General features: G+C 68.7%; 24 protein-coding genes. 17 read left to right on the top strand and 7 right to left on the bottom strand.

What is annotated here, in order from left to right:
• Positions 1 to 13: 13 nt before the first annotated feature.
• From pstS to DFR72_RS18055, 3 genes are all read right to left on the bottom strand, one after another.
• A complete protein-coding gene (gene pstS / locus DFR72_RS18065; protein ID WP_211335455.1) occupies positions 14 to 1,126 on the bottom strand; it encodes a phosphate ABC transporter substrate-binding protein PstS in 1,113 nt (370 codons plus the stop codon).
• Positions 1,127 to 1,324: 198 nt separating this feature from the next.
• Positions 1,325 to 2,200, bottom strand: coding sequence for a mycothiol synthase (gene mshD, locus DFR72_RS18060; protein WP_090066073.1), 876 nt, complete (start codon positions 2,198 to 2,200; stop codon positions 1,325 to 1,327).
• A gap of 10 nt (positions 2,201 to 2,210) precedes the next feature.
• Positions 2,211 to 2,972, bottom strand: coding sequence for a response regulator transcription factor (locus DFR72_RS18055; RefSeq protein ID WP_090066074.1), 762 nt, complete (start codon positions 2,970 to 2,972; stop codon positions 2,211 to 2,213).
• Positions 2,973 to 3,146: 174 nt separating this feature from the next.
• Here DFR72_RS18055 and DFR72_RS18050 point away from each other — a divergent pair, with 174 nt between their 5' ends.
• The 11 genes from DFR72_RS18050 (at position 3,147) to DFR72_RS18000 (ending at position 12,439) form a co-directional block, all read left to right on the top strand.
• Positions 3,147 to 3,869, top strand: a complete 723-nt coding sequence (locus DFR72_RS18050; RefSeq protein WP_245983110.1) for an alpha/beta hydrolase family protein — start codon at positions 3,147 to 3,149, stop codon at positions 3,867 to 3,869.
• Entirely contained in the window at positions 3,866 to 4,684 is an 819-nt protein-coding gene (locus tag DFR72_RS18045) for an LmeA family phospholipid-binding protein (RefSeq protein WP_090066076.1), read from the top strand. The genes DFR72_RS18050 and DFR72_RS18045 overlap by 4 nt, the downstream gene beginning before the upstream one ends.
• Positions 4,681 to 5,088 carry a thioredoxin family protein gene (locus tag DFR72_RS18040; protein WP_090066077.1) on the top strand — a complete coding sequence of 136 codons (408 nt, stop codon included), beginning with the start codon at positions 4,681 to 4,683 and terminating at the stop codon, positions 5,086 to 5,088. The genes DFR72_RS18045 and DFR72_RS18040 overlap by 4 nt, the downstream gene beginning before the upstream one ends.
• Positions 5,089 to 5,167: 79 nt before the next feature.
• A complete protein-coding gene (locus tag DFR72_RS47905; RefSeq protein WP_360045477.1) occupies positions 5,168 to 5,245 on the top strand; it encodes a putative leader peptide in 78 nt (25 codons plus the stop codon).
• A 72-nt stretch (positions 5,246 to 5,317) separates the two neighbouring features.
• Entirely contained in the window at positions 5,318 to 5,755 is a 438-nt protein-coding gene (locus DFR72_RS18035) for a DUF4395 domain-containing protein (RefSeq protein ID WP_090066078.1), read from the top strand.
• Between the two features lie 30 nt (positions 5,756 to 5,785).
• Complete coding sequence (locus DFR72_RS18030; RefSeq protein WP_090066079.1) at positions 5,786 to 6,631, top strand: sulfurtransferase; 846 nt, start codon at positions 5,786 to 5,788, stop codon at positions 6,629 to 6,631.
• Between the two features lie 5 nt (positions 6,632 to 6,636).
• Entirely contained in the window at positions 6,637 to 6,936 is a 300-nt protein-coding gene (locus DFR72_RS18025) for a DUF1416 domain-containing protein (RefSeq protein WP_090066080.1), read from the top strand.
• 743 nt (positions 6,937 to 7,679) lie between these two features.
• Positions 7,680 to 8,291 (top strand): heme-binding beta-barrel domain-containing protein, encoded by a 612-nt coding sequence (locus tag DFR72_RS18015; RefSeq protein ID WP_090066082.1) that lies wholly within the window; start codon positions 7,680 to 7,682, stop codon positions 8,289 to 8,291.
• Positions 8,292 to 8,384: 93 nt separating this feature from the next.
• Positions 8,385 to 8,972: a 5-oxoprolinase subunit PxpB gene (gene pxpB, locus DFR72_RS18010; protein ID WP_090066083.1), complete on the top strand. Its 588-nt coding sequence runs from the start codon at positions 8,385 to 8,387 to the stop codon at positions 8,970 to 8,972.
• On the top strand, positions 8,969 to 9,820 hold the full coding sequence (locus DFR72_RS18005; RefSeq protein WP_090066084.1) for a 5-oxoprolinase subunit C family protein: 852 nt from the start codon (positions 8,969 to 8,971) through the stop codon (positions 9,818 to 9,820). Before pxpB ends, DFR72_RS18005 begins: the two co-directional genes overlap by 4 nt.
• Before the next feature lie 84 nt (positions 9,821 to 9,904).
• Positions 9,905 to 12,439, top strand: a complete 2,535-nt coding sequence (locus DFR72_RS18000; protein WP_090066085.1) for a glycosyl hydrolase family 18 protein — start codon at positions 9,905 to 9,907, stop codon at positions 12,437 to 12,439.
• Positions 12,440 to 12,449: 10 nt separating this feature from the next.
• On the opposite strand, the gene DFR72_RS17995 is transcribed toward DFR72_RS18000, so the two are convergent.
• Positions 12,450 to 13,292, bottom strand: coding sequence for an aminodeoxychorismate lyase (locus DFR72_RS17995; RefSeq protein WP_090066086.1), 843 nt, complete (start codon positions 13,290 to 13,292; stop codon positions 12,450 to 12,452).
• 81 nt (positions 13,293 to 13,373) lie between these two features.
• Between DFR72_RS17995 and DFR72_RS17990 the strand changes: the two genes are divergently transcribed.
• The 5 genes from DFR72_RS17990 to DFR72_RS17970 all read left to right on the top strand — a co-directional run bounded on the left by DFR72_RS17990 (position 13,374) and on the right by DFR72_RS17970 (position 17,683).
• The gene (locus DFR72_RS17990) at positions 13,374 to 13,763 is read left to right on the top strand and encodes a Fur family transcriptional regulator (RefSeq protein WP_425459900.1); all 390 of its coding nucleotides are present in this window, start codon (positions 13,374 to 13,376) and stop codon (positions 13,761 to 13,763) included.
• Positions 13,760 to 14,821 carry a CAF17-like 4Fe-4S cluster assembly/insertion protein YgfZ gene (ygfZ, locus tag DFR72_RS17985; protein ID WP_090066088.1) on the top strand — a complete coding sequence of 354 codons (1,062 nt, stop codon included), beginning with the start codon at positions 13,760 to 13,762 and terminating at the stop codon, positions 14,819 to 14,821. The genes DFR72_RS17990 and ygfZ overlap by 4 nt, the downstream gene beginning before the upstream one ends.
• 182 nt (positions 14,822 to 15,003) lie before the next feature.
• A complete protein-coding gene (locus tag DFR72_RS17980; RefSeq protein ID WP_090066089.1) occupies positions 15,004 to 15,828 on the top strand; it encodes a beta-keto acid cleavage family enzyme in 825 nt (274 codons plus the stop codon).
• A gap of 60 nt (positions 15,829 to 15,888) precedes the next feature.
• A complete protein-coding gene (locus tag DFR72_RS17975; RefSeq protein ID WP_090066090.1) occupies positions 15,889 to 16,458 on the top strand; it encodes an RsiG family protein in 570 nt (189 codons plus the stop codon).
• 43 nt (positions 16,459 to 16,501) lie between these two features.
• Positions 16,502 to 17,683 carry an MFS transporter gene (locus tag DFR72_RS17970; RefSeq protein ID WP_090066091.1) on the top strand — a complete coding sequence of 394 codons (1,182 nt, stop codon included), beginning with the start codon at positions 16,502 to 16,504 and terminating at the stop codon, positions 17,681 to 17,683.
• Here DFR72_RS17970 and DFR72_RS17965 read toward each other — a convergent pair.
• Positions 17,626 to 18,486, bottom strand: a complete 861-nt coding sequence (locus tag DFR72_RS17965) for a DUF8083 family protein (RefSeq protein ID WP_090066092.1) — start codon at positions 18,484 to 18,486, stop codon at positions 17,626 to 17,628. The two genes, DFR72_RS17970 and DFR72_RS17965, sit on opposite strands and share 58 nt — an antisense overlap.
• 173 nt (positions 18,487 to 18,659) lie before the next feature.
• Between DFR72_RS17965 and DFR72_RS17960 the strand changes: the two genes are divergently transcribed.
• On the top strand, positions 18,660 to 18,848 hold the full coding sequence (locus tag DFR72_RS17960; protein WP_030477845.1) for a DUF3073 domain-containing protein: 189 nt from the start codon (positions 18,660 to 18,662) through the stop codon (positions 18,846 to 18,848).
• Positions 18,849 to 18,920: 72 nt separating this feature from the next.
• Here DFR72_RS17960 and DFR72_RS17955 read toward each other — a convergent pair whose 3' ends face one another.
• A complete protein-coding gene (locus DFR72_RS17955; RefSeq protein ID WP_090066093.1) occupies positions 18,921 to 19,916 on the bottom strand; it encodes an NADH:flavin oxidoreductase/NADH oxidase in 996 nt (331 codons plus the stop codon).
• A gap of 82 nt (positions 19,917 to 19,998) precedes the next feature.
• The gene (locus DFR72_RS46945) at positions 19,999 to 20,799 is read right to left on the bottom strand and encodes a pentapeptide repeat-containing protein (protein WP_090066094.1); all 801 of its coding nucleotides are present in this window, start codon (positions 20,797 to 20,799) and stop codon (positions 19,999 to 20,001) included.
• Positions 20,800 to 20,841 lie beyond the last annotated feature (42 nt).

Genomic DNA, 20,841 nt, shown 5'->3' with positions numbered 1-20,841 from the left:
TTTCGCATCAACCTCAGGCGATCGCCTTCACGGCGGTCAGGAGCTTGTCCTGGAACGCCTTGGGCAGCGGCACGTAGCCCGCGTCGGCGAGCTGGGCCTGCCCGGTGGTGGCGGCAGCCGTGAGGAACGCCTTGACGGCCTTGGCGGTGTCGGCGTCGTAGCCCTTCGAGCACACGATCTCGTAGGTCGCGAGCAGCAGCGGGTACGCACCGGCGGTCTTGGAGCCGTAGATCGAGTCGAGGTCGAGGACCAGGTTGTTGCCCTCGCCCTTGATCTTCGCACCGTCGATGGCCTTGCCGGCCGACTCGGCGGTCAGCTCGACGGGACCGGCACCAGAGTCGATCTTGGCGATCGAGAGCTTGTTGTCCTGGGCGAAGGACCACTCGACGTAGGTGATCGCACCGTCGATGGAGCCGACGGCCTGGCCGACACCGGCGGACTTCTCCTTGCCCTCGCCGACACCGCCCTTGAACTGCTTGCCCTCACCCTTGGTCCAGCCGCCGGCGACCTTCAGGTACTTCTGGAAGTTGTCGGTCGTGCCCGACTCGTCCGAGCGGTAGATGACCGAGATGTCCTTGTCCGGCAGGGTCGCGGAGCCGTTCAGCGCCTTGATGGCCGGGTCGTTCCACTTCTTGACCGCACCGGAGAAGATCGCGGTGATGGTCTTGGGGTCCAGCACGAGGCTGTCCACACCGGAGACCTTGTAGCCGACGGCGACGGGGCCGAAGACCAGCGGCAGGTTCCAGGCCGGGTTCTCCTTGCAGCGCTTGGCCGCGTCCGTGGTCTCGGCGCCTTCCTTGAGCGCGGAGTCCGAACCACCGAAGTCGACCTGGCCGGCGTTGAAGTTCTTCACGCCCGCGCCGGAGCCCGAGGGGTTGTACGCGAGGTCCACACCGGGGCAGGCGGCCTGGTAGGCCTGCACGAACGCGTCGACCGCGTTCTTCTGCGCGGAGGAACCCTCGGCGTTGAGCTTGGTCTTGCCACCGCACTCGACCGGGACAGACGCAGCGTTCGACGAGGGGTTCGTGCCACCCGTCGGCGCGTTGTTGTCACTGCCACACGCACTGAGCAGCAGCGCGCTGGCCGCGACGAGGCCGAGAACGGCACCGTGCCGCTGGATCTTCACCTTGGTCCTCCACCTTGCGGAAAGCATTAGCGGTTCGCGACGGACGCCGCCGCTCGCTACGGAAGGTAGGTAGCCAGAATGGACAGACCACCTAGTCAGGGTGAACGGGAGGTGAACACCGAACGGGAAGTGACGGGTCACACGGCCAAAAGAGTGATGGCGTGACCAGCGCGTATGCGTTTTGTGACGGTACGTTGACTACCGGGCGTACTGGACGTCGGCGTCCCACAGGGTGAAGCCGAGCTTCGTGTACACGCGGACCGCCGCCGTGTTGTCCGACTCGACGTAGAGCATGACTTCCTTGACGTGCTGTTCGCGCAGGTGACGCAGCCCTGCGAGGGTCAGCGCCTTGCCGAGGCCACCGCCCTGGCGGTCGGGGTCGACGCCCACGACGTAGACCTCGCCGAGCTCGGGCGTGTGCACCTTCGTCCAGTGGAAGCCCGCCAGCCTGCCTTCGGCGTCGAACGCGAGCAGGAAGCCCTCCGGGTCGAACCAGGGTTCTTCTTCTTTGGCTCGAACGTCCTCGATGGACATCGCGCCCTGCTCCGGGTGCCAGTCGAACGCGCGGTGGTTCACGTAGACGACCGCGGCCTCGTCCCTGCCCGGGACGAACGGCCGGATCGTGATGCCTTCGGGGAGCTTGGGCTCCGGCAGGTCGTTCTCGACGCGCAGCCGCATCCGCAGCAGCTCGCGCACCTTGCGGAAGCCGAGCTTCGCCGCGAGCTTCTCGGCGTCCGGGTGGCCACCGTGCGCCCAGATCCGCAGCGACTCCTGCGGGAGCGCCTTCACCAGCGCCTCGCCCACGCCCTGATGGCGATGCTTCGGGTGCACGGCGAACTCGGCGACCTTGTTGCCACCCGAGTCGCCGATCAGGTCGACGTGCGCGTACCCGGCGAGCTCGCCGTCCAGGTGCGCCAGGAGGTGCCTGCTGCCTGTCGCGCCGGGGCGCATCCGCAGTCGCACGGCCTCGCCGACCGGGGCGACGCCATCGGTGCCCTTCGCTGCCTCCAGCAGACCCGTCACCTCGGCGGCCTGGTCGGCCGTCAGCTCCTCGAACCAGCTCAGTTGCGCCACACCGGCGAACCTACCGCGCGATCAAACGCTCATCCAGGACGCGAGCGGAGTCGTCGATCTCCACCTCGGTCATCTCGGCCGGGCGGCGCGGCGATCCGGGACGCGGCGGGCGGACGAACTTGTAGCCCACGTTGCGGACCGTGCCGATGAGAGCCTCGTGCTCGGGGCCGAGCTTGGCGCGCAGCCGTCGCACGTGGACGTCGACCGTGCGGGTGCCGCCGAAGAAGTCGTAGCCCCAGACCTCCTGCAGCAGCTGGGCGCGGGTGAAGACCCGGCCGGCGTGCTGCGCGAGGTACTTGAGCAGCTCGAACTCCTTGTAGGTGAGGTCGAGCGGGCGGCCCTTGAGGCGCGCGGTGTAGGTGGCCTCGTCGATCACGAGGTCGCCCAGCTGGATCGCGCCGTCGCCACCGGGCGCGGTGGTGCCGCGGCGGGAGCGGACCAGGCGCAGGCGGGCGTCGACCTCGGCGGGGCCGGAGTTCGGCAGCAGGATCTCGTCGACGGACCAGTCCGAGTTGACCGCGACCAGACCGCCCTCGGTGACGACGGCCACCACGGGCACGTCCACACCGGACGAGTCGAGCAGGCGGCACAGCGAACGCGCGCCGACCAGGTCGGTGCGGGCGTCGATCAGCACGATGTCGTGAGGTCCGGCCTCGAGGAGCGCGGAGACCTCGGGGCGCAAGGGGCGCACGGCGTGGGGAAGCAGAGCCAGCGCGGGAAGTACCGCCTCCGGGTCCGGGTCTGTCGTCAGCAGAAGCACGTCGATGCTCATCGCGGCGCCCTCCAAATCGGCCGTGGACGGTCACCATGACCAGACCAGCGGCGTACGGTGACCGGGCCCCGTTGCCTGCGGATGACGGAGACGATACCGGTGCACCCCGAGAAAGTCCCAGGTCAAGAAGCCGTGCTCACACTTGTTTCCACAAGCGTCACGCCTGTTACATCCATGTCACACGATGGGGTGCGTCTGCACGGCGTCCACCACAAGGGTGAAGGCGACCTCGCTTTCGTTGTGGGACATGGGTTCACGAACAACGTGCGCAGGCCGTACGTCTCCCGCGTGCTCGCCCGGCTGGCCAGGAAGGCCGGCGTCGTCGCGTTCGACTTCCGCGGGCACGGACGCTCCGAAGGACGCTGCACGGTCGGCGCCGACGAGGTCCACGACATCGAGGCCGCCGTCCTCAAGGCACGCGAACTCGGGTACTCGAAGATCGCGACCATCGGGTTCTCGATGGGCGCCTCGATCGTCCTGCGGCACGCGGCGCTGGGGGAGAGCCGGCCGGACGCCGTCGTCTCGGTGAGCGGGCCCGCCCGGTGGTGGTCGCGCGAGACCGCTCCCATGCGCCGGGTCCACTGGTTGCTGGAGCAGCCGCACGGCAAGCTCGCGGCGCGGGCGCTCGGGGTTCGGCTCGGCGGCAGCTGGGTACAAGCGCCGGAGAGTCCGCTCGAGGTGGTCGGACGCATCACGCCGACCCCACTGCTGATCGTGCACGGTGACCTGGACCACTATTTCTCCGTGGACCACGCCAGGTCGCTGCACCGCGCGTCCTCCGGACATGCCGAGTTGTGGATCGAACCCGGCATGCGGCACGCCGAATCGGCCGCGACTCCAGACCTGGTAGACCGGATGGCGGCATGGATCGCCGTTAACGTCGAGGACGAGGAATGACTGCGCAGACCCCCGCACGGCCGCGAAAGAAGAAGTCCCGTCGCGGGAAGTTCCTCGTCATCACGGTCATCGTGCTGGGCGTGCTGCTCGTCGCCGCCGACTTCGCGCTGGCCGCGGCCGGCGAGTACCAGATCGCCCAGCGGATGCGGGAGAAGCTGCAGCTCAACGAGGACCCGGCGGTGCGCATCAACGGGTTCCCGTTCATCCTGCAGGCGTTGCGCGGCGACTACCAGCACGTCGAGATCCGCGCGTACGGCGTGCCGATCCGCAACGAGCAGCAGGGCGTCGACCTGCGCGACCTCGACGTCGAGGCGGACCTGCTGCACACCCGTGTCGAGCTCGCGGACCTGCTCGCGGGCAACGTCTCCAAGGCGACCATCGACACCGTCAAGGGCAGCGTCCGGATCAAGGCGATGGACCTGAACCGGCTGGCGAACCAGGTGACGCCGTTCGACAAGCTCTCGATCGAGCCGGACAACCGCGTCGCCACGCAGACCCCGGCCGACCCGAAGGCGCCCAAGACGACCGCCGCGGTGAAGCTCTCCGGCCAGACCAACGTCGCCGGCAAGGTCATCACGCTCACCGCGTACGGCCAGATCGCGCTGGTCAGCGGTGCCATCCAGATCAACATCGACGACATCGAGCTGGACGACGCCTCGCTGAAGCAGATCATCCCGCAGCTGCGCCAGGCGCTCGCGATCAAGATCGACCCGGGCACGCTGCCGTTCAGTGCCACGCCCACCGCCGTCGAGGTGGAGAGCGGTGCGTTCAAGCTGTCCGGCGAGATCGCGGATGTACCGTTGGTCCAACGATGACTGGTGTGTGGGCGCTGCTGGGCGCGCTGGCCGTGGCCGGCGCGATCGGTGTGCTGCTCAAGGTCCGCGAGGGCCGCATCTCCCGTTCGAAGGACACGGTCGACCTGCCAGCCCCCGTGCGCGACCTGCTCGCGCCGGGGGTGACGCTGGTCCAGCTCTCCACCACGTTCTGCGCGCCGTGCCGGCACGCGAAGGTCGTCCTGCGCGACCTCGCCGACCGCACGGACGGCCTCACCCACGCCGAGCTCGACGTCACGAACCTCCCGGACGTCACCACGAAGCTCGGCGTCATGCGCACCCCCACGACGCTCGCCCTGACGTCGGACGGCACCGAGGTGTTGCGAGTCGGCGGCGTGCCGAAACGGGACTCGTTGCTGGCGGCGCTGCGGCCGCATTTGCCCTAATCCGGTCGGGTGAATCTGCATTGTTCCACCAGATGGACATACCTCCCGCACCGAGGGATTGAGGACTACCCTCGCTGGCATGACCTTGCTGCTCACGAAGCGACGCGCGGTTGACCTGTGCCGCACGCGCAGCAGCCTGTGTCGCACGACGAGCTGAACCGGGCTGCTTGACGCCCTTCAGCTACCTCTGCCGGACTGTTTCCTCTCGTCCGTTCGCCCGGAGGTCGTCGTGCCCAAAGACTCCCCTGTAGACCCGCGCGGACCGCGCTTCTCCGCCTGGATGACCACCGTCATCCTCGCGATCGTGTTGCTCACCGGCTGGTGGCGTCTCCTCGCCGCGCAGACGGTGCTCTTCGCGATGTGCGCGTTCATCTCGCTGAAGCTGAACCCGTGGGGTCACGTCTACCGCTACGCGATCCAGCCGCGCCTGACCCCGACCTCCGAACGCGAGGAAGCCGCCCCGCTGCGGTTCGCCCAGGGAGTCGGCTTCGTCTTCGCACTGATCGGCACCCTCGGCTACGCCACCGGCCTCACCACGCTCGGCATGGTGGCGACCGGCATGGCCCTGGTCGCAGCACTGCTCAACGCGGCGCTGGGCCTGTGCCTCGGGTGCGAGATGTACCTGGTGCTGCGCAGGTACGTACCAGCCTTCGCTCGACCGCAATGACGACACGCACTACTACAGGAGCAACTTCCCATGAGCCGTGAGAACGTGCTGGTCTCGGCCGCCTGGTCCGAAGAGAACCTCCAGGCGCCCGGCGTCGTGTTCGCGGAGGTCGACGAGGACACCACCGCGTACGACGGCGGCCACATCCCCGGAGCCGTGAAGATCGACTGGAAGAACGACCTCCAGGACCCGGTCCGCCGCGACTTCGTCGACCGCGAGGGCTTCGAGAAGCTGCTCTCGGCCAAGGGCATCTCCAACGACGACACCGTCGTCCTCTACGGCGGCAACAACAACTGGTTCGCCGCCTACGCGTACTGGTACTTCAAGCTCTACGGCCACACCAACGTCAAGCTCCTCGACGGCGGCCGCAAGAAGTGGGAACTCGACGGCCGTCCCCTGGACAAGGAGGAGGTCGTCCGCGACGCCACCTCCTACAAGGCCCAGGAGCAGGACCTCTCGATCCGCGCCTTCCGCGACGAGGTCGTCGACTCGATCGGCAACAAGAACCTCGTCGACGTGCGCTCCCCCGACGAGTTCTCCGGCAAGCTCCTCGCCCCGGCCCACCTCCCGCAGGAGCAGGCCCAGCGCGGCGGCCACATCCCGTCCGCGGTGAACGTCCCGTGGTCGAAGGCGGCCAACGAGGACGGCACCTTCAAGTCCGACGACGAGCTCCGCGAGCTCTACGCCGAGGCGGGCTTCGACGGCAGCCGCAAGACCATCGCGTACTGCCGCATCGGCGAGCGCTCCTCGCACACCTGGTTCGCCCTGCGCGAGTTGCTCGGCCACGAAGACGTCAAGAACTACGACGGTTCTTGGACGGAGTACGGCTCGCTCATCGGCGTGCCGATCGAACTCGGTTCCGGCAAGGAGGCCTGATCACCATGTCCAACGGCTGCGGCGCCCCCGCTCAGGGCGGCACGATCGACGCTTCCACGACGGAAACCGTCCTGGAGGGCAAGGTCGTCTCGGACGGCACCCCGGTAGGCGGCGCCTTCGTCCGCCTGCTCGACTCGACCGGCGAGTTCACCGCCGAGGTGGTCACCTCCCCGGAGGGCGACTTCCGCTTCTTCGCGGCACCGGGCAGCTGGACCGTCCGCGCGCTGCACCGCACCGGCAACGGCCAGGCCGACGTGTCGGCCTCGGGCCCCGGCGTGCACGCGGTGCAGATCGCGGTCGCCTAGGACCGCAGGTCGCAAGACCTGGCAGGTATGACCGAGGGCCCCGGCGGTGTGACACCGCCGGGGCCTTTTGGCATCCCCGCGATGCCGAAGGCGAGCCGTTCCGACGGCGAAGCCGAGGCTTGGCTCTTCGCTTTGAGCCAAGCCAGAGGGGTGGTGTGTCCCATCACGAGTCGCGCCACAGCTCTTGCTGCACGTGAGGAGGGGTGTCAAACGGACACGCTCTTCGTCCGTTTGACACCCCTCCTCACGTGTGGCCCGCTCTTGGTGCGGCTCGTGATGGGACACACCACCGACGCCACCCAGCTACGCAACAGCAAGCCGCCCAAAGCAACAGGCGTGCCATCTGCCCGCTGACGGCGTGGACCCCTGATCAGATTGCCGGGGTCTGGGGCAGAGCCCCAGGGGAAGCACGCAACCGCAAGGTCGCCGCCCGCAAGGCGACCACCCGCCCGGTCGCGGCAGGCAAGGTGACCGCACGCAAGGTCGCCGCACGCAAGGTCGCCGCCCGCAAGGTCGCCGCCCGCAAGGCGACCACCCGCCCGATCGCGGCACGCAAAGGCGACCACCCACCAGGTCGCATCGCGGCGCTCCCGGTGTCCTCCACCACCACAACTCTGCACGTCACCACCAGCGAGATATCCTCACACCGTGGAACACATCTTCACCGGACTCCTGGTGCTAGTGACGATCGCCGTAATGTGGTTCGCCGGCTACGTCGTCTACCGCCTCTACTCCGACCAGCGATGAGCAGCGGCGACGAGGCCATCCGCCTGGCCGAGGAACGGGCAGCCGCGACGAGGGCGCGCAACCTCCCCCAGTTCGACGACATGCCCGTCCCGGGCGACACGGCGAACCTGCGCGAGGGCGCGAACCTGCACGACGCCCTCCTGGGCGTCCTTCCGCTGGTGGGCGTGTGGCGAGGCGAGGGCGAGATCGTCTACCCGACGATCGACGGCCCGTTCCGCTTCGGCCAGCAGATCACGTTCGCCCACGACGGCCGGCCGTTCCTCGTGTACGAGGCGAGGTCGTGGCTGTTGAACGAGGCCGGCGAGGTCATCCGCCCGGCGGCGAGAGAACAGGGTTTCTGGCGCCCGCAGGAAGACGACACGATCGAGTTCCTGCTGACGCACAACACGGGCATCGTCGAGCTGTACTACGGCAAGGTGCGCACGCAGACTTCCTGGGAGTTCGAGACGGACGCGGTCATCCGCTCCGCGACGGCCAAGGACGTCAAGGCCTCGCAGCGCCTGTACGGCGTGGTGAACGGCGACCTCGCGTACGTCGAGGAGCGCGCCATGATGGGCCAGGAGATGCAGCCGCACGCGTCGGCGCACCTGAAGCGCGTCGTCGGCTAGCTCGGCTAGCTCGGCTTGCTGGATCGCTGGATTGTTGAACGATTCGCGTGTCGGATTGTTCAACAATCCCACGATTCCCCGTAACATGGGCTCATGCTTCTGCGGCGCTGCGGAACCGACGCGCTCCTCGTCGAGGTCGACTCACTGAGCGAGGTCGCGGCCGTCCGCGCCGCCCTCGAACACCTCGACGGCATCGAGGAGCTGGTCCCGGCCGCGCGAACAGTCCTGGTCAAGGGCGCGCTGCCCCAGGTCAGGGACGCGCTGAAGACCATCGACCTGACCAAGACCCCCGCGAAGCACTCACGCGAGATCACCATCCCGGTCGTCTACGACGGCCCGGACCTCGCCCTCGTCGCCGAAACAGCCGGCATCACCCCGGGCGAAGTGGTCGAACTCCACACCACCGCCACCTACGAGGTCGCGTTCTGCGGCTTCGCACCGGGCTTCGGCTACCTCACGGGCCTCCCGGAGGCACTCCAGCAGCCAAGGCTCGACTCCCCGCGCACGAAGGTCCCGCAGGGCTCGGTCGGCATAGCGGGCGAGTTCACCGCCGCCTACCCCAGGCCGACACCGGGCGGCTGGCGACTGATCGGCCGCACCGAGACGACCCTGTTCGACCCGAGGGCCGAGACCCCCGCACTGCTGCAGCCGGGCGACCAGGTGAAGTTCGTGGTCGCATGAAGCGCAGCGTCACGATCATCAGGACCGGTCCGCAGGCGTTGGTCGAGGACCTCGGCAGGCCAGGCAACGCGCACCTGGGCGTGCCCCCGTCGGGCGCGCTGGACCAGGTCTCGCTCAAGCTCGCCAACCGCCTCGTCGGCAACCCCGAGAGCGCGGCCGGACTCGAACTACTACTCGGCGGCCTGACGCTCAAAGCCAACGCGAGTTGCACGGTCGCCGTAACCGGACCGCCCACCGAGGTCCACGTGAACGGCAGGCTCGCCGACTCGCACCACCCGATCCACCTGAAGCAGGACGAGGTCCTGGAGATCGGCACTCCGCAGACCGGCCTGCGCAACTACCTCGCGCTGTCCGGCGGCATCGAGGTCGACGAGGAACTCGGCAGCCGCTCGACCGACCTGCTCTCCGGAATCGGTCCAGACCCGTTGCGGGACAACGACGTCCTGCATCTTGGGACACCCAATCTGCCCGAAGGTGCCGATGTGGTGCCGCCGCACCACGCGCTGCAAACGTTGGTCATCCCGATTCGGCTCGGACCGCGGGACGACTGGTTCGACGACGCGGAAACCCAGCTGCGGCAGGGGTCCTGGACGGTGTCGGATCGCAGCAACCGAGTGGGCGCGCGGCTCAACGGAACGAAGCTGAATCGTCGTGACGGGGAGATTCCCAGCGAGGGGATGATCACCGGCGCGGTGCAGGTGCCGCCGGACGGGCAGCCCGTGGTGTTCCTGAACGATCATCCGACGACGGGCGGCTACCCGGTCATCGGGGTGGTGGACAACGATTACCTGCGTTTTCTCGGTCAGGCGCGGCCGGGCACGGAGGTCAGGTTCCGGCCGGTCGACTGAGCGCGGGGGCCGTTGACGGAGTGGTCCAGACCAAATACCGTGACTGGCAGCCGCCGCGGAATCTCTACCAAACTGGAGTTCCGCATGCGCCGGATCCCTGCCCTGCTAGCAGTTCTGATAGCCGCCTTGGCCCTGGTGTCCCCTGCAAACGCCGCCACGGGCATCACCGCGACCTTCTCCCGCACCGGCACGAGTGCCAAGTTCGTCGTCGCCAACGCGAGCACGACCGCGCTCAACGGGTGGTCGGTCAAGTTCGACCTGCCGGCCGGTGTCACGGCCAGCGCCCCGCAGAACGCGACGATCACCCAGAACGGCACGCGAGTGACGCTCACTCCGGCCTTCTACATCAACAACCTGCCGCCGGGGCGCAACACCGAGCCGTACAGCCCGGCGTTCACGCTGAGCGCCGCGGCCGACCCGACCGCCTGCACGATCAACAACATGGCGTGCGACGGCAGCGGCACCGCACCGCCGGCGCCGACCGGGCTGACCGCCGAGTACTCGGTGGCCGGGGGCGCGGCGAAGTTCGTCGTCCGCAACCACTCCGCCGCGGCCGTCTCCGACTGGTCCATCTCCTTCACGCTGCCCAGCGGTGTGACGGTGAGCAACGGCCAGAACGGCACGGTCGCCCAGAACGGCAACCAGGTCACGATCACCCCGGCGCACTACAACAAGACCATCAACGCCGGCGCGAGCACCGAGCCGTACAGCCCGGCGTTCTCGATCAGCCAGAACACCGACCCGGTGACGTGCCGGATCAACAACGCCAACTGCGACGGCAGCGCGGACACTCCGCCTGGCACGCCAACGGGTCTCGCGTCGCCGACGAAGACCACGCGCACGGTGGGCCTGCAGTGGAACGCCTCCACACCGGGCTCGCTGCCGATCGCCGGCTACGACGTCTACAACGGCGCAAACCTCGCCGGCAGCTCCACCACGACGTCGACCATCATCAGCGGCCTGAACCCGAACACCGCGTACTCGTTCACGGTGCGGGCCAAGGACACCAAGGGAACTCAAAGCGCCCCGAGCACCACGCTGAGCGTCACCACCAACAACCCGGCCAACGACACCACGCCCCCGACCGCGCCGGGCACCCTGCGTTCGACGGCGAAGGACGCGGGCAGCGTCACGCTGGCGTGGAACGCCTCCACGGACAACAGCGGGGTCGCGAACTACGACGTCTACGTGGGCACGACCGTGAAGACGACGGTCTCCGGCACAACAGCGGTCGTCACCGGCCTGTCGCCGTCCACGAACTACACCTTCACCGTCAAGGCACGGGACCTCTACGACAACGTGTCCGCCGCGAGCAACGCGCTGAACGAGCGCACTGGTGACATCGTCGGCGGCTACGCCCGTGTCGGGTACTTCGTGCAGTGGGGCATCTACGGACGCCAGTACTTCGTGAAGGACATGGACGCCGCGAAGATGACGCACGTCAACTACGCGTTCGGCAACATCGACCCGGTCAACCTGACGTGCCTGCACGGCGTCACGAAGGGCACGAGCCCGAACCCGCAGGACCCGAACCAGGGTGACGGCGCGGGCGACGCGGAAGCCGACTACAGCAGGCCGATGAGCGCGGCGCAGTCCGTGGACGGCGTCGCGGACAGCGGCTGGGAACCGTTGCGCGGCAACTACAACCAGCTCAAGAAGCTCAAGGCGAAGCACCCGAACCTCAAGGTGCTGATCTCGCTCGGCGGTTGGACGTACTCCAAGTACTTCTCGGACGTGGCGGCGACGGACGCGGCGCGCAAGAAGTTCGTGGCGTCGTGCATCGACGTCTACCTCAAGGGCAACCTGCCCGTGTACAACGGCGCCGGCGGCCCCGGCACCGCGGCGAACATCTTCGACGGCTTCGACCTCGACTGGGAGTGGCCGGGCGCGGAAGGCCACGCGGGCAACCACTTCGGCCCGCAGGACAAGGTGAACAACACCCTGTTGATCGAGGAGTTCCGCCGGCAGATGGACGCGTACAGCACCACCACGGGCAAGCGCTACCAGCTCACCGCGTTCACCCCGGCCGACCCCGCCAAGATCGAGGCGGGCTGGGAGCTCGGGCGGGTCGCGCAGTCGATGGACATCTTCAACGTCCAGGGCTACGACTTCCACGGCTCCGGCAGCGACAACTCGTGGGAGCCCAACAGGACCGGCCACCAGGGCAACCTCTACCCGGACCCGGACGACCCGTACACGACCAAGTTCAGCGTCGAGAGCACCGTCCAGGCCTACCTCGACGCGGGCGTGCCGTCGCGCAAGATCACGCTCGGGCTCGCGTTCTACGGCCGCGGCTGGCAGAACGTGGTCAACGGCGGCAAGAACGGTGAGTGGCAGACCGCGGGAGGTGCGGCAACGGGGCAGTTCCCGGAGGAGTCGGGCACGCGCGGGTACGCCAACCTCGTCGCGTCCGTGCCGAACTGCACCGTGTTCCACGACGAGGTCGCCGTGGCCACGTCCTGCTACACCGGCAACCAGTGGTGGACCTTCGACGACGTGTGGTCGATCCAGAAGAAGACCGCGTGGCTGAAGTCGAAGAACCTGCTCGGCGCGATGTTCTGGGAGATGTCGGGTGACCGCGGCCCGTTGATGGCCGCGGTCGACGCCGGACTCAGGTGACGCAGGTAGCTCAGTACTCCGACTCGTACAGGTCCTGCAGCTCGGTGAGCAGGGCCGACGAGTCGGGCAGCTGCTTGCCGTCCAGCACGGTCACCCGCGTGATCTTGCGGACGCTGGACGCGAGGAAGACGCCCTCGGCGTCGTAGAGCTCGCCGGTCTGGATCGGCTCCACGAGCACGGTCCAGCCGGCGCGCTCGGCGGCGCGGAACAACGCGTACTGCGTGGTGCCGGGCAGGATGCCGAGCTTCGACGGCGGCGTGACCAGGGTCTTGCCGCGCACCAGGATCAGCGTCGAGGTCGGGCCCTCGAGCACCGAACCGTCGGACGTCGTGAAGACGACCTCGGCGGCACCGCGGCGCTCGGCCTCGCGCAGCGCGGCCATGTTGACCGCGTACGACAGCGACTTCGCGCCCAGCAGCAGCCACGGCGCGCGGTCGGCGAGGTCCGCGTCGATGCCCCGGTCCAGGGTCACCGCGGACAGGCCCTCGACGCGCTGCTTGAGCACCTTCGCGCCGATCTCCATGCCGAGCGCGAACCCGGTGGGCGTGCCGTCGCCGCCCTCGACGCCGCGGGTGTAGACGAGCTTGAGCGCGAACTCCTCGCCGCCGGTCCAGTTGCCGATGACGAGCTCGACCGCGCGCTCGAACTCCGCACGCGGAGGGGGCTGCATGTCGAGCATGGCCGCGGACCTGTCGAGCCGGTCGAGGTGGGGCGTGAGTTCGCGGGGCTTCCCGTCGACCACGAGGATCGTTTCGAACACGCCGTCGCCGCGTATGAGTCCGAGGTCCTCGACGCGGATCTGCGGCGAGTCGGGGTCAGCGAGGGTTCCGTCGAGCAGTGCCAGCACGCGCATGCGCCGAGCCTACTAGCGGCAACTAACATGGTTGACGTGGAGACCGCAAGAGGCCTGCGCAAAACGCTGCACGACCGCGGTATGAGGATGACGCCGCAGCGTCAGCTCGTGCTGGACGCGGTCAGGTCGCTGGAACACGCGACACCCGAGCAGATCTGTCAGCGCGTCCAGGAGACGGCGCCGACGGTCAACATCACCACCATCTACCGCACGCTAGATCTCCTCGACCGGCTCGGACTGGTTCGGCACACGCACCTTGGCCACGGTGCGCCGAGCTACTCGGTCGAAGATCACCGGCACGTGCACCTCGTGTGCCACGTGTGCGGTTCGATCCAGGAAATCCCGTGTGAGCTTCTCGACCCGTTGGTCGGAACATTGCGGGAGCGCGACGGGTTCGAACTTGATGCAAGCCATCTCGCGCTGTCCGGCACGTGCCGCGACTGTTTGAAGCAGGAGCAGGAGATCGAGTGACCCTCCCAGGAGCCGTCCCGCCGCCCGACGATTCCACGGATGCCGGCGTCGCCTGGCACTACGGCGACCCGTTCGCCGAACAGCGTTCCGCCGCCCGTTCGGTGGTCGTGGTCGACCGCTCGAACCGCGGTGTCATCGCGATCCCCGGCGAGGACAGGCTCAAGTGGCTGCACCAGCTCACGAGCCAGCACTTCGAGCAGCTCGGTGAGGGCGTGGCGACCGAGGCGCTGATCCTCGACGCCCAGGGCCGCCTGGAGCACCACATGGTCGTCGCGAACGTCGGCGGCACGGTGTTCCTCGACGTCGAGAAGGTCGACGACCTGCTCGCGTACCTGAAGAAGATGGTCTTCTGGTCCAAGGTGGAGCCGCGCGACGCCACGGCGGAGTTCGCGCTGCTGACGATCACCGGGCCGGAGACGCCCGCGCTGCTGGAGAAGCTCGGCATCCCGATGCCGTCGAACGTGGACGCGCTCGGCGAGGGTTTCGTGCGCAGGGCGTCGTGGCCGGGCCGGGACGCGGTCGACCTGCTGGTCCCGCGGGCCGAGCTCACTGACTGGTGGCAGCGGATCACCGACGCGGGCGCACGTCCGGCGGGCAGCTACGCGTTCGAGGCGCTGCGGGTCGAGTCGCTGCGCGCCCGGCAGGGCATCGACACCGACGAGCGCACGATCCCGCACGAGGTCGGCCTGATCGACCCGGCCGTGCACCTGAGCAAGGGCTGCTACCGGGGCCAGGAGACGGTCGCGAAGGTCCACAACGTGGGACGCCCGCCCAGGCGGATGCTCCTACTCCACCTGGATGGTTCTGCCGACGCCCAGCCGGAGACCGGCGACCCGGTGACGCTGGACGGGCGCGTGGTCGGCCGGGTGGGCACCGTGACCCTGCACCACGAACTCGGCGCCGTCGCGTTGGCGCTGGTCAAACGGTCCGTACCGATCGAGGCCGAACTCGTCGCAGGCGCTCCCGAACGGGAGGTTCCGGCACGAATCGACCCCGACTCGGTGCCCGCGGACACGCCCGGTCTGGGCCGGGAAGCTGTTCGCAACTTGCGGGGCTGAGCCCAGCGGTCCGGTCACCAGCCTCCACCTGCGCTTTCGCCGGTCAGACGGGTGCATCGTGACGCCGCCCCCGCGCCCCTCATATCGGGCACATGGGGGTGCGGGGGCGGTGTCGCGAGGCGCCCTGCTGAGCGCCGAAAGCGACGGTGGAGGTTGGTGACCGGACCGCTAAAGTCCGGTGCATGTCACAGGGCACGCTGATCACTGTCGCTCCCACCGGAGCGGAGCACGCGAAAGCCGACGTCCCGCAGCTTCCGGTGACCCTGGAAGAGCTGGTCAAGACGGCGCAGAGCTGCGAGCAGGTCGGCGCGGCGATGATCCACGTCCACATCCGTGGCGAGGACGCGAAGCCGTCGCTGGACCTCGGCCGGTTGAAGGCCACCGTCGAGGCGTTGCGCTCCGAGACGAGCCTCGTCGTGCAGCTCTCGACGGGCGGGTCGGTGCACGACCCCGAGTCGGACCGGCTGCGCGTGCTCGAGGCGATGCCGGACTCGGCGTCCTGCACGATGGGCACGGTCAACTTCGGTGACGACGTGTTCATGAACCGCTGGGAGTTCATCGTCTCCCTGCACAAGGGCATGCAGGAGCGCTCGATCGTCCCGGAGTACGAGATCTTCGACATCGGGCAGCTCGCGTCGCTCAAGCGCCTGCTGGACCAGCACGGCCTGCCCGCGGGCGGTCACGTGCACGTCGACTTCGTGATGGGCGTACCCGGCGGGATGCCCGGTGACGCCGCGACGCTGGTCGCCGCGGTGAACGCCCTGCCGGACGGGGCAACGTTCTCCGCCACCGGCATCGGCCGGACGACCCTTCCCGTGATGTTCACCGCTTTGGGTGCGGGTGGCCACCTCCGAGTGGGTATGGAAGACACCATCAGCTACTCGCGGGGGGTGCCGGTGCGGGACAACGCACAGCTCGTGGCACGTGCCGCAGGTCTCTCCAAGATCGCCCAGCGACCCGTTTTGACCCCGGACGAGGCGCGAAAACTGCTGGGCGTGCACATTTGAGACAAGTTTGGTGCATGGGATGTGTTGGCGGGTAGGGAGGATCTACCGCAGGATGGACACGTGATCGAGGTGCGTCCTGGCGGGCGCCGCCGAATCGACAGGGTGCTCGCCCCCGACTACACGGAGGGCGTCGAGCAGCGCCCGCTCGTCGAGGTGCGCGAACTCCGCGACGAAGCTGCGCAGGAAGAGACAGATCTGTCCTACCTGCGGCGGTTGTTGCACGCGCGGATCGACATCGTGCGTGCGGAACAGGAGCGCCGCAGCTCGGGCGGCTCGGCTGTGGTCGACCAGTTGGCCACCATCCTCTCCACAAACGCCGTGGGTCCCGCGACCGGTCTCGGCCGGTATCAGACCCATGAGCCGTCACGGGCTGATGCGCACCACCGGCACGTCGAAGCGCTCATCTCCGACGTGGATCTCTCCGACGTGAGCTCGTTGACCGACGATCGCCTCGGCGACGTGCTGGAGACGCTCATCTCGGAAGAGGCGTCCGTGTCGGTGCGGCGGCGCGAGGTGCAGGTGGTCGTGGACCGGCTCAACGCCGAGATCGCTGCGCGCTACCAGCGCGGGAGTGCGTCGGTGGACGAGTTGCTGGCCGCCGAGCGCGGCCACCACCGTCCCAAGAGATAAGACGAGCTTTCCACTTACTGAGCAGCCGACCTAGCGTGCCCCCATGGGGTATCGCTGGGTCGTGCTGTCCGTCGGGGCGTTGGCGCAGGGCACGAACGCGGCCGTGTTCCTCGGCCTGCCCGCGATCAGCCCGCAGCTCCAGCAGCACTTCTCCCTCACCTTGCCCCAGGTCGGGCTACTTCTCGGTGCGGTCAACCTCGGCACGATGATCGCTCTCGTGCCGTGGGGCGTCGTCGCGGACCGACGCGGCGAACGGCTCGTGATGACCATCGGCGGCGTGGGTGCCGCATGTTGTCTTCTCGCCGTGGCGTTGGGCAACGCCTGGATCGCCGGTCTCGCGTTGCTCGGCACCGGGCTGTTCGGCGCCAGCGTCAACGCGGCCAGCGGCCGTGCGGTGATGTCGTGGTTCAGCCGGGAGTCGCGCGGCCTCGCCATGGGCGTCCGGCAGACGGCGACCCCGCTCGGCGCCGCGCTCACCGCGGCCGTCCTGCCCGGGATCGCGATCTCGGCCGGGATCCCCACGGCGTTCGTCGCGCTCGCCGGCGTGACGGCCTTCGTGGCACTGGCGGTGGCCCTGCTGGTCCGGGAACCACCCGGCGCGGTCCGGGCGGGCACGGACCACGGGCTGGTGCTCAAGGACCTCCGGTTGCTGCGGCTGTCGCTCGCCAGCGGGCTGCTGGTGGTGCCCCAGTTCACCGCCACGGCACTGCTGGTGCCCCTCCTGCACGGACACCGCGGCATGAGCGTGACGGCGGCAGCGGCCGTCTTCGCCGTGGCGCAGCTGCTCGGCGGTGCCGGACGGCTGGCGGTCGGCGTGTGGTCGGATCGCGCACGCAGCCGGATCGGGCCGCTGAAGATCATCTCCGTGCTCACGGCGGTCGGATTCGTGCTGGTCGCGGCACTGGACCAGGCGCCGCTGCCGTTGCTGATCGCCGTCCTCGTCCCGACCAGCCTGTTCGCGCTGTGCTGGAACGGGCTGGCGGTCACCGAGGCCGGTGAGCTCGCGCCGGAGGGCCGCAGCGCCACCGCCATCGCCATGCAGAACTCGGCGAACTACCTGAGCGCGGCACTGACGCCGTTCGTCGCGAGCTTCGTCGCGGTGCACGTGGCGTGGCCCGCCGCGATGGTGCTGGCAGCGGTGGCCGCCGTAGCCGCGCGGATTCTGCTTCAGCCGTGGCGTTCCCTGCGGGCCAGTTCGCCCCAGAACTCGCGCAGCGTCTCGTAGCGCAACGCGACCTCCTCGGCGTCGTCCGCTTCGAGGGCGTCGATGATGGCGTTCACGTCGGCCGCCGAGGTGTCCTCCAGGAGGTCCTTGTCCTCCAGCAGCTGCACCAGGCCGCCGTAGTCGAGCTCGACGGCCGAGTGCGGGTGGAAGTGCTCGAGCCAGCGGCCCGTGTCGGCGAGGACCTTGGCCGGCCCGTCATCGCCCAGCGAACGCTTCACGACCTCGAGGGCCCGCGCGATCCGCCGCCTGGCGTCGGCCATGGCCACGCGCCACGACACCTGGCGCTCCGGGTCGTCCTGGGCGCTGGCCAGCACCACGCGGCGCTGGGCGGGGTCGACGAGGGCGAACCACGGCAGCGGGATCGTCCAGGTCGTGGAGATCACGTGGACCGCGCCCGCGGAGAGCTCGGCCATCACGGCGGACGCGCGCGAACGGACCGTTTCCGACGAGAGGCTGAGTGCCTCGTCCTGCAGGATCCGCGGCGTGGAGGCCAGGAAGCCGACCAGAGCGGCGGCGGAACGGGCCCTGAGGTCGAGCGGGCAGACGAGCGGCCCGGGACCGACACGGGCGGCTTCGGAGGTCGGAACCTCGGCCGGACTGATCGTCATCACGTCGTACGACTCGCCCGGGAGGAGCTTTTGTCCCAACTGTGATCGCAACCACAGCTCTCTTTCCCGGTCTCCTACCTCCGACCGGGGGACAGGGCCCGCTTCCAGGGCTTTTTCGACCTTGGAAGCTAGCTTTGCGTCCAACACCGATAACGGTTCGTACACCCGTAGGTAGGCGACGAACGGTCTTGGCACGTGTGCATCCTTCCACGCGAGGGGGGCCGCGAGATTTGGCGGTACGTGTCACGCCTACCGCGTCGCGAGGAACCCCATCGGCACGGTACGGTAGTTACCAGGAATCAGTTGTCGAGACGAGTGGGGCCGCCGTTCCCCCGGCCGCCCCCGTCCCTGTGCGAGGGGGTCGAGCCATGGGGCGCGGCCGAGCTAAGGCCAAGCAGACGAAGGTCGCCAGGGAGCTCAAATACAGCTCTCATGAGACCGACTTCGCTGCGTTGCAGCGCGAGCTGTCGACTGATGAAAGGTCGCCGAACGGGAGTAGTGGTGGCGATGAGCCACACGACGACCCGTACGACGACTACGACGATTACCGTCGCTGAATTCAGCCTTCGGAGTTCAAGGGTTGGGCGTCCGGTTCACCGGCGCCCAGCCCTTGAACTCTGAGGGCTCTTTCAGAACGCCCTGGCGTACTGCTTCGGCGCCCTGACCTCCACACCCAGCTGCTGTGCCGCATGCAGTGGCCAGTACGGGTCGCGGAGCAGTTCGCGCGCGAGCAGGACCAGGTCGGCGGAACCGTCAGTCAAGATCTGTTCGGCCTGAGTCGCCTCGGTGATCAGGCCGACCGCACCCGTGGGCACGTCTGCCTTGCGTCGCACAGCTTCGGCCAGCGGCACCTGGTAGCCGGGCCCGATCGGGATTTCCGCCTGCGCGGTGTTGCCACCGCTGGACACGTCGATCAGGTCCGCACCCGCGGCCTTGAGCGCCTGTGCCAGCACAACGCTGTCGTCGGCAGTCCAGCCGTCGTCGACCCAGTCGGTGCCGCTGATCCTCACGATCACGGGCACCTCCGGGCCGACCGCTGCCCTCACGGCGGCGGTGACCTCGACGGGCAGGGCGATGCGTTCCTCGATGCTGCCCTCGTTCGTGAGCGGCGAGTAGAACTCGTGCAGCAGGTAGCCGTGGGCAGCGTGGACCTCCAGGACCTCGAAACCGGCCTCGATCGCCCGCAGCGCGCCGTCGACGAACGCCTTCACGATCCCAGTGTGGTTCTCGAGCTTCTCCGGCGTGTTTCCGCCGGGAAACGGCTCGGTCGTCGGCGCCACCGGCACCCAGTCACCGATCGCCTTGCGCCCGGCGTGCGCGAGCTGGATCGCGGGCACCGAGCCGTGCTCCTTGATGAACCTCGTGATCGGCTTCCAGGCCTCGACCTGCTCGTCGTTCCAGATGCCGGTGTCCTGCGGCGAGATCCGGCCGCGCGGCTCGACCGCCGTCGCCTCGGCCATGACGAGGCCGGCGCCTCCGACCGCGCGGGAACCCAGGTGGACGAGGTGCCAATCGGTCGGCACGCCGTCCTCCTTCGTCACCGAGTACTGGCACATCGGGCTGACCGCGATGCGGTTCGGCAGGGTGACCGAGCGCAGGGTCAGCGGGGAGAACAACAGGCTCACGGAAAGCTCCCTCAGAACGTTCGTTTCGCTACGAATATTTCAAGGGCCGAGGCCGGCGCGTTGTTCCCGGATGTGAGGGATCTCAGTCACTGAACAGCGACGCAGAGACACGGGCGGGCGTGAAGTCCGGAGGCCACAGCGTCCCGCGGTTGACGCGCGCCCCGGTCAGGACCGCCTTGTCCAGGTTGACGGCGCGCATGTCGGCGCCGCGCAGGTCCGCGTCCGTGAGGTCGGCGGCGCGGAGGTCGGCGCCTTCGAGGCAGGCGACCCGCAGCGAGGCCCTGCGCAGGCAGGCTCCCCGCAGGTCCGCGGCGCGGAGGTCCGCGGCATCGAGGACACCGTCGTCCAGACGGGTCCCGAGCAGTCGCGCACCGGCGAGGTTCGCCCGGCGGAACACCGCTCCCGCCAGCTCCAGCTTCCCCAGGTCGGCGCCGCGCAGGTCGACGTGCGACAGGTCGACCGCCGCGCCGGGCCTGCGGGTGAGCATCACCACAGCCGTCTCGACGTCCGGCGCCGGACTTCCGACAACGGCCGGCGACTGCTCCGCGGCGGTCCACGGAGATCGTTCGCGCAGGAAGTCCCCGATGGTGTCGTCCACGAGCAGCCGGCTCCTGGCCGAGTCCTTCGCGACCTCTTCCAGCGAGTGGAGCCCGCCGAGCCTGACCTCGGCGTGGTCACTGCCGAGGTCCTCGACGGCGCGGCGGTACCGGTCGATGACCTGGCCGTCCCTGACCTGGTGCCAGCCCAGCGCACCACCCACGACGACCAGGACTCCGCCCAGCAGCAGCAGCGACGTCGATCGCGGAGCGGTCTGCGGCACCAGCAGCACGACACCGAGCACGAACAGGGTGACCGCCCCGAGCCTGAACATCCGCTTGCTCACGGAGAGTCATCCTCGCGATGACCACCGTCCGGCGGTATCCGC

Source organism: Lentzea flaviverrucosa (genome assembly GCF_003350445.1).
Lineage (GTDB): Bacteria > Actinomycetota > Actinomycetes > Mycobacteriales > Pseudonocardiaceae > Lentzea > Lentzea californiensis.
This window is presented reverse-complemented; position numbering and strand designations above follow the sequence as displayed.